Origin of the sequence: Streptomyces caatingaensis (assembly GCF_001187435.1) — a bacterium.
Taxonomy (GTDB): domain Bacteria; phylum Actinomycetota; class Actinomycetes; order Streptomycetales; family Streptomycetaceae; genus Streptomyces; species Streptomyces caatingaensis.
Genome location: NZ_LFXA01000017.1, coordinates 931,807 through 938,680, shown reverse-complemented (window position 1 = coordinate 938,680; position 6,874 = coordinate 931,807). Strand labels below are relative to the sequence as shown.

General features: G+C 69.4%; 5 protein-coding genes. 2 read left to right on the top strand and 3 right to left on the bottom strand.

Going from position 1 to position 6,874, the window contains the following annotated elements:
* Positions 1 to 128 precede the first annotated feature (128 nt).
* From AC230_RS26665 to AC230_RS32790, 3 genes are all read right to left on the bottom strand, one after another.
* Complete coding sequence (locus AC230_RS26665) at positions 129 to 398, bottom strand: hypothetical protein (protein WP_198535367.1); 270 nt, start codon at positions 396 to 398, stop codon at positions 129 to 131.
* Between the two features lie 88 nt (positions 399 to 486).
* On the bottom strand, positions 487 to 1,407 hold the full coding sequence (locus AC230_RS26660; protein ID WP_157868466.1) for a hypothetical protein: 921 nt from the start codon (positions 1,405 to 1,407) through the stop codon (positions 487 to 489).
* A gap of 781 nt (positions 1,408 to 2,188) precedes the next feature.
* On the bottom strand, positions 2,189 to 2,413 hold the full coding sequence (locus tag AC230_RS32790) for a hypothetical protein (RefSeq protein WP_157868467.1): 225 nt from the start codon (positions 2,411 to 2,413) through the stop codon (positions 2,189 to 2,191).
* Between the two features lie 1,497 nt (positions 2,414 to 3,910).
* Between AC230_RS32790 and AC230_RS26655 the strand changes: the two genes are divergently transcribed.
* Complete coding sequence (locus AC230_RS26655) at positions 3,911 to 4,837, top strand: hypothetical protein (protein ID WP_241833016.1); 927 nt, start codon at positions 3,911 to 3,913, stop codon at positions 4,835 to 4,837.
* Between the two features lie 35 nt (positions 4,838 to 4,872).
* A complete protein-coding gene (locus AC230_RS26650) occupies positions 4,873 to 6,663 on the top strand; it encodes a hypothetical protein (protein WP_078870844.1) in 1,791 nt (596 codons plus the stop codon).
* Positions 6,664 to 6,874 lie beyond the last annotated feature (211 nt).

Sequence of the window (6,874 nt, the reverse complement as noted above, 5' to 3'; positions counted from 1 at the left end):
GGGTCCAGAGAGCGGCGAACGCGGCGATGGGCCGCACAGGAATCCGTGCGGCCATCGCCGTCCAAGCCGTACGGCCCAGCTCGGTGGTCACGTTGCGTTGCCGACCACCGGTCCCACCAAGAGCACAGTCAGCTGCTGTTGGTGCGGTGGTGGGTTGCTCGCTGAAGCCGACCGAGGTGGACGGCCTGCGTGATGCCCATTCCCCAGAAGGCGGCCGTGACCCATGCCGGTATCGCCTGCGCATCGGATCCGCCCAACAGCATCTGGATGAGCACCACGGCCGCGACTCCGGGCAGCAGCGCCAAGGCGTCCGTGAAGGCTTCCAGGCGGGCCATGCGGCTGCGCACTCCTCGGTGCGTGAGATACACGTCCAGGCCCAGGGAGGCTGTGCAGAACACTGCAACGCCTGTCCATAACCACCAGTTCACAGGAAACACCCCTTCTGCTGCCGCGTTCTCCGTCATGATGGCAGAGGTGCAGGCTGTGTTAGTCGCAGCCGTTGCTGTAGACGCCCGGGATGAAGATGCCGGCGGCGAACTTGATCTTCAGGCAGTAGCCGTCGCCGCGGGCTTCGACGGCCTTGGCCGAGACCAGCGCGGCGTTGACCGAGTACAGCGCGTTCAGGGGCGGCGGCAGGAATTTCGTGGATATGGCTGCGGTCGCTCCGTAGATGGCGATGTTCTTCGTCTCGGACTTGGTGAAGTATGCGGTGCCGGTGACGTTGCCCCAGGTGATCTTGGGGTCGGCCACGACGGGGAAGGCCGTGTCCTTGTTGGTCTCGATGTGCTGGGTGAGCGTGTTGCCCTCGAGCTTGTAGCTGGTGGCGACGGGCTTGCCGTTCGCGTCCTTGGCCCAGGGAGCCTCGATGGCGCCGACCATGACGCTCTTGCCGCCCGCTGTGGTGCGGGAGACGTGGTATCCACCGTCGGCGTCGGGCAGGACCAGGGCGCCCTCGGGGAGGTTGAGGGCGAAGCGCTGGTCCGTGGACGCGGCCGAGTCCTTGAGGGTGACCAGGGTGCGGGCACCACCGTCGACGGTGGGCTGGACGGCGAGGTCGGTGGACCGGGCGACACCGGAGTAGACGACAGTGCCGGCACCGGCCTTGACGCCGGCAACGCTCTTGGCGTTCTCCAACTGCAGGCCCAGGGAGGTCCCGTCCGCCGCGGCCGCCTTGACCTGTCCGGCGGAAGAGGCGGGGGCGGTGACCGTGATGCGGCCCGCTTCAGTGCTGGTGGTGGCCTGAGCCGCGGCTCCGGCAGACGCCGTGGAAGAGGCAACGTCGTTGGTCCCGCTCGCCTTCTCCACGACCGAGACAGCACGTGCAGTGTCGTTGGGGGCGCCGTCGGCAAAGGCGGGCGACGCCGAACCCACGAGGGCCAAGGCAGCCACGAGGGACGCAGCAGACATCACACTGTTAAGAGCAGATCTACGAACCATGCGCACAAGCCACTCCAAGAATCGAGATGACAGCCTGGGTCGGCAGAAGGTGCGGCCCGGCTGCGTTAGCGATCAAGAAACTAGATGGCCGACGCAATCAGCCCAAGTGCCGTACCGCAGTACAGGCCATTTGGGGACCCCTGCTCACGTGGGCAATCCACCCAACGGACCCAGGTCTTCCGCATCGGGGCTCGCGCGTCGACGCCTCCGCCTCCGGGCAACCCGCATGCACCTCCGCGCAGTTGCCGTCTCGGTCAGCTCTTCCAGGAAGGCCGCGTCTCGATCAGGCGTGACGAACGGAAAGCAATCACAGTGCGACCGAAAGTAACTGCATGGCCAAGAATGCCCTCTTTGCGCCGAGCTCCGCCAGACAACGGAACTCAGGGCGGCGGCGACGGACCGGGCCTGCCAGTACGCCCGGCCGACGACTGTCGCCTCCGAACAGTGCCGCCGGGAGTGGGACCCGGGTGCTCAGGAACCGGGAGCGGGAGGTGGTTCCTTCACCCAGGTCAGCGTCGCCGATCGCAGGACGAAGCGAGCCCTGGGGTTGCAAGGGCAACAGATCCGACCTGCATGGCGTGATCTTCACCAGTCCACGCACGGACGGTAACGAGCGGAGCTTGAGCCGTTGTTGTCGTTTGGGATCTTTGGCGATCAGCCCCTGCGATCTTGGACGGGCTCCCCTACGGCGTGGGTGGGGTTCCGGCTGCCCTGAGGCAGGGCCTCAAGGGGGCGTTGTCGAGAGAGCGCGTCACCGACGCTTCTTGATCCAGGTGATCAAGGCCGCGACTCCCAGGGGCACAACAACTGCCGCTTTCGCCGCAAGCTTCGCCGACAACCATCCGGTCCCGGGGGTCAACCAACCCAGCCACCAGGCAAGGGCTGCCAGCAGCCCAGCAGCCACCAGCGCGCCGACTGCGAACAGCACGCTCCGAAGACCGCCGCTGCCTCGTAACTCTCGTTTCCCTTCGCTCATGAGGGCGACTATAGGGGCATGCCGGAATGCTTCATTCCTGGACTGCCCGGTCCGACAGCCGACCGAGGCCGGGCCCGGCCGGCAGGTGTCAGGCTCCGCCACGAAGCGAGCAGCCGCACGTGCGCAGTCGCTACCGCACTGACCACACGAACGAGGTGCATCAGGTCTTCGGATGCGCGGGAACGACATGCCAGGTCTTGCAACTGTCTTGCACAGTTGGCGAATTGGCTGCCAGGTGCGGCTGGCGTTGCCTACGATGGCTGCCGTTGCATGGGCAGCCAGGTATCGGGAGGGAGCGGATGGGCTCCGTCGACACAGATGAGGTAGCCGCGGTACCAGGGCTGCGGGCAGCTGTCGGTTTCTACTCCGGCAAGGTCGGGCGGCTGCTGCAGAGGAAGTCGGAGCTCGAAGCCGAACTCCCTTGTCGCCGCGGAGGTGGCGAAGGTATCCGCCACCCGTGACCAGTTGCGTGAGGCGCTTGAGGAGATCCTCGCGATGCTCCGCCACCGTGAACGAAGAAACAGCCCGGACGGCCCGCGGGGGACGGCTCCCCGCAGACGGAGTCCGGGCCCAATACGGACCCGCCTCCCGGACAACAGGACAGGGCACCGGCCGATGACGATCCACCGCCTCCCCGACAGAGGTTGCCGCAGGCCAGCGGACCGCGACGGGCGAGTTGATGGAGGCGGTCGAGCGGATTCTGGTGACTGCTGGGCGGTCGATGCCGGTGCGGGACATCACGGAGGCGCTCGGGCGGCCGACCCGGGGGAAGGCAGGGCGGGGCCCCTCGCGACGGTCCGCGGGACGTGCAAGCGGCTGGTGAAGAACGGCCGGGTCGTCGAGGAGCCGGTGGGCATGTTCGCCGTCGCCAGGGCCAACGGCTCACCGACGAAGGAGGCCGCCTAACGAGAGCCTGTTCATTGGGTGTTCCCTCCCCCTCGGCGGGGAGGGAACCAGCTCCCTGAGGTGGCACCCTGTACGGGAGCGCGGCGTGGTCCCGTTCGCAGTGGCTCACGCACTCCCGAGGCTAGAGCAACTGGGCTCGCCTCGGGGGCGCGTGGCTATTTTGTCGCCCCTTTCGGCGCCGATGCCGGGGGGCGGAAGGGCTGTTTTCCATGCGTACGGCGCATTCCTCCCCGGGCGGGTAGAGGGTGACGGCGAGGAAGTTCTCCAGGCGGGCGACGGTGGCGATGTCGGCCAGCAGCGGCCGGCGATCAGGTCGGCGATGGCCTGCCGGTTGACTCCCGACCCTTCGGCGGCCCGCCGCAGACTGCGGCCCTGGTCCGCCAGGGTGGTGGCGAGGGTGCGGGCGATGTCCTGGACGACGGCGGCGGCGGGGTCGTCGATGAGGGCGTGGGGCCAGGTTTCCGGATCGCGGGCAAGATCGCGCGGCGGCCTGCTGCGGGTCAAACCTCCGACCATGTTGATGCACTCCTCTCGGTGAAGATCGGCTTCGATGCCTTCACCGGCTGCTTGTCCAGCCGATTTGGTTGGACCGTGACGTTGAGCCCTGAGGTTTCCCGGCGGATCCGCGACTACCGTCCCCGTCTGCCACACCGGCGGTGGGCGCCGGTCGCCGACCAGGTCAGAGCGACGGTGGCCGCGGCGGCTCCTGCCACCTGCTACGAGGCGGGGCATCTGCTGCATGTGGTGGGGCGGCTGGCGGTGTGGGCGGACGGCTGCGGGCTCCCGCGGGATCCCGGGGTGTGGATGCGGACCGAGACGATCGACGCGTTCGTGCTGTCGGGCTGTGCCGGCATGGACGGCTCCACCGTGCAGACCTACCGCTCCTGGCTGCGGCGGGTGCGTGAGGCCCTGGTGTGGGTGCAACGCGGTGAGGCGCCCGCTGCACGGCTGTCCTCGCCGCGCGACCCACAGCCTCCTTACGAGCGCGGGGAGTTGTCGCGGTTGCGGGCCTGGGCGGCCCAACTGCCGGGACAGGCCCGGCTGGACGGCCTGGCGCTGATGGCGCTGGGTGCCGGATGCGGCCTGGCACCCGGCGAGGTCCCCCGGGTCCGGGGCAGCCACATCCGCGTCACCACATCCGGCGTCGCGGTGCTGGACCAGGAGATGCTCGGCCGGCTGGTGGCCTGCCACACCGGATGGGAGACCGTGCTCGCCGAGCTGAGGGAGACGGCGGGGGCGGGTTTCCTGTTCCGGCCGGGCCGGAAGGTGGCGGCGGCGAAGAACCTCGTCTCGTCCTGGCCGCACCGTCACCGCCCGCATGCCGGTCTCCCGCCGCTGTCGGCCCGCCGGCTGCGGTCGACCTGGATCGTCCGGCTGCTGGCCGAAGGTGTCAGCCCGGCGGTTGTCGCATCGGCGGCGGGCATGGTCTCCCCGGCCGGCCTGGCCCCCTATCACCGCTGGGTCCCGCCGCTGACGGACAAGGAGGTCGTCCGGCTCCTGCGCGGTCGCCGCCGGTGAGGCCCCGGCCCGAAGGTGAGGAGCTGGCGGCACGGTTGCTGCGGCCAAGGCTCCGTCCCGGCCGGCTGACCGAGATACCCGACTCCAAGGTCGGGCAGCTGCTGTCGGTGCTGGACCGCTCCGGCCTGCCCCAGCGGCTGGAGGAGCTGTTGGACGGCCGTCCGGGGCCGCCGGGCGTGCGGCCGCGCACGGTGCTGGCCGGGCTGATGCTCGCCGTCTACTACACCGGGCGGGCCACCGTCGCCGAAGCGTGGCGGATACTGCATTTCCGCCTGCGGCCAACAGCCCGCGTCTGGCTGGGCATTCCCCAGGCGCCGCCGGGCTCGGCCCGGGAGTGCGTCGCTGCCAGCCGCCGTCTCTACCGGGGTCTGGACCGCATCACCACGGTCCTGGACCCGGCCCGCTGCGACCGGCGCCGACGCCTGCCCCAGGCGGACGCCGATGCCCACGCGGCGGCATGGGACACCCCGGCCGGACGCCAGGCTGCCGGCCGTCTGCAGAAGCTGGCCAACGACCTCGTCCTGACTCCGGTCAGAATCGCCCAGCAGCGCGGGCACTTGCGCGGCTGGCGCGGCGACATCGGAGTCGACGCGACCGCCATCCCCGTCCTGGCCAAGCCCGACAGCGAGTTCTCCGGCACGGCCTCGGTCGAGATCACCGCGGGTTTGCACTTCAGCGGCGGCTCCGACGAAGGCGTCTTCGGTTACAGCGCCACCTTCCTCGTCGCCGCCCACACCCGCCCCGCACACGTCACCGGGACGACCCCGGCGAAGACGACGGCCTACCCGCAGCTGTGCCTCGGCCTGGTCCTGGACACCCCCACCGTCCGCACCGGCCCCAACGCGATCACCCTGCTGCGGCAGCTGGACGAACTCCAGCTGCCCAAAGGCACCTGCGCGGCCGACCGCGCCTACACCGGATGTAGCCCACAGCACTTCCAGGTCCCCGCCCGCCGCCTCGGCTACCGCCTCGCCCTCGACTACAAGGTCAAGGAACGGGGACTCCAGGGCACCTGGCAAGGGGCTCTCCTGGTCGACGGCTCGCTCGCCTGCCCGCGCATGCCCACCGCACTGGTCGAGGCCACACACGGCGCGGACGACAAGGCCGTACGCATCCGCAGCGACGAACTCAAGGAAGCCATCGCACAACGCCGGCCGTACTTCCTCAAACTCAAGGAGAGCGCCGACGCCCGGGGCACCGTCCGGCTGCAGTGCCCGGCCGCCGGTCCGTCCCCATCGGTGAACTGCCCCCGCCGCAACCGCCTCCGCCCCAACCAGCCACGCTCCTCCGGGCCGCCCCCGACGGTGGTCAACCTGGCCGATACCCGGTCCCGGGCCGCTCATCCCGCCGCCCGGCCCACGGTCCAGCTCCCCGACAACGAGTGGCTCGACCTGCCCCCTCAAGAAGACCTGCCTGCCGTCTGCGGGGCATCCGCCATCAGCGTCCCCGCCGACGCCCGCGGCGACCTGAAGACCGCGAAGTACCGGCAGGACACGCACTACCTCAGCCCCACCTGGGACCACACCTACAAACCCATCCGCTCCCACAACGAAGGCATCAACGGCCGCCTCAAGAGCGGTGACATGGACATCGGCAACCCGAAACACCGGCCCGCCCCCGGACAGGTCACCCAGACCCTCCTGATCGCCATCATGACCACCATCGGGAACCTGGACATCCTGGAAACCTGGCTCTACCAACACACCGGGGCCACCCTCGACAACGACACCGGCCTCAGCCGCGAACCCCACGGCACTCCCGGGCCAGATCACCCAGCAGCCCAACCACCGGGAAACACCGGACGGCCGCCCCCGCGCGTCACCTGACCCACGCACACGACAACGACAAAGCAGCACCGCCAGCCCCGGCCACCCGGGGCCCGCCCCCCTGCCCTCACAACGGCAAGTCGGCGCATCAGAAGGCTGATACCCCCACCACGCCGCCATCCACCACCCCGAACAGACATCGAACGGCCCCTGGAAACGCAGAAATCCCGCCCGATCAAAACGATCAGACGGGATTTCATCAACCGATCCT

Excerpts from the sequence above, each read along its gene's own strand:
- AC230_RS26660 (WP_157868466.1), bottom strand. The coding sequence starts at position 1,407 with ATGTCTGCTGCGTCCCTCGTGGCTGCCTTGGCCCTCGTGGGTTCGGCG.
- AC230_RS32790 (WP_157868467.1), bottom strand. The coding sequence starts at position 2,413 with ATGAGCGAAGGGAAACGAGAGTTACGAGGCAGCGGCGGTCTTCGGAGC.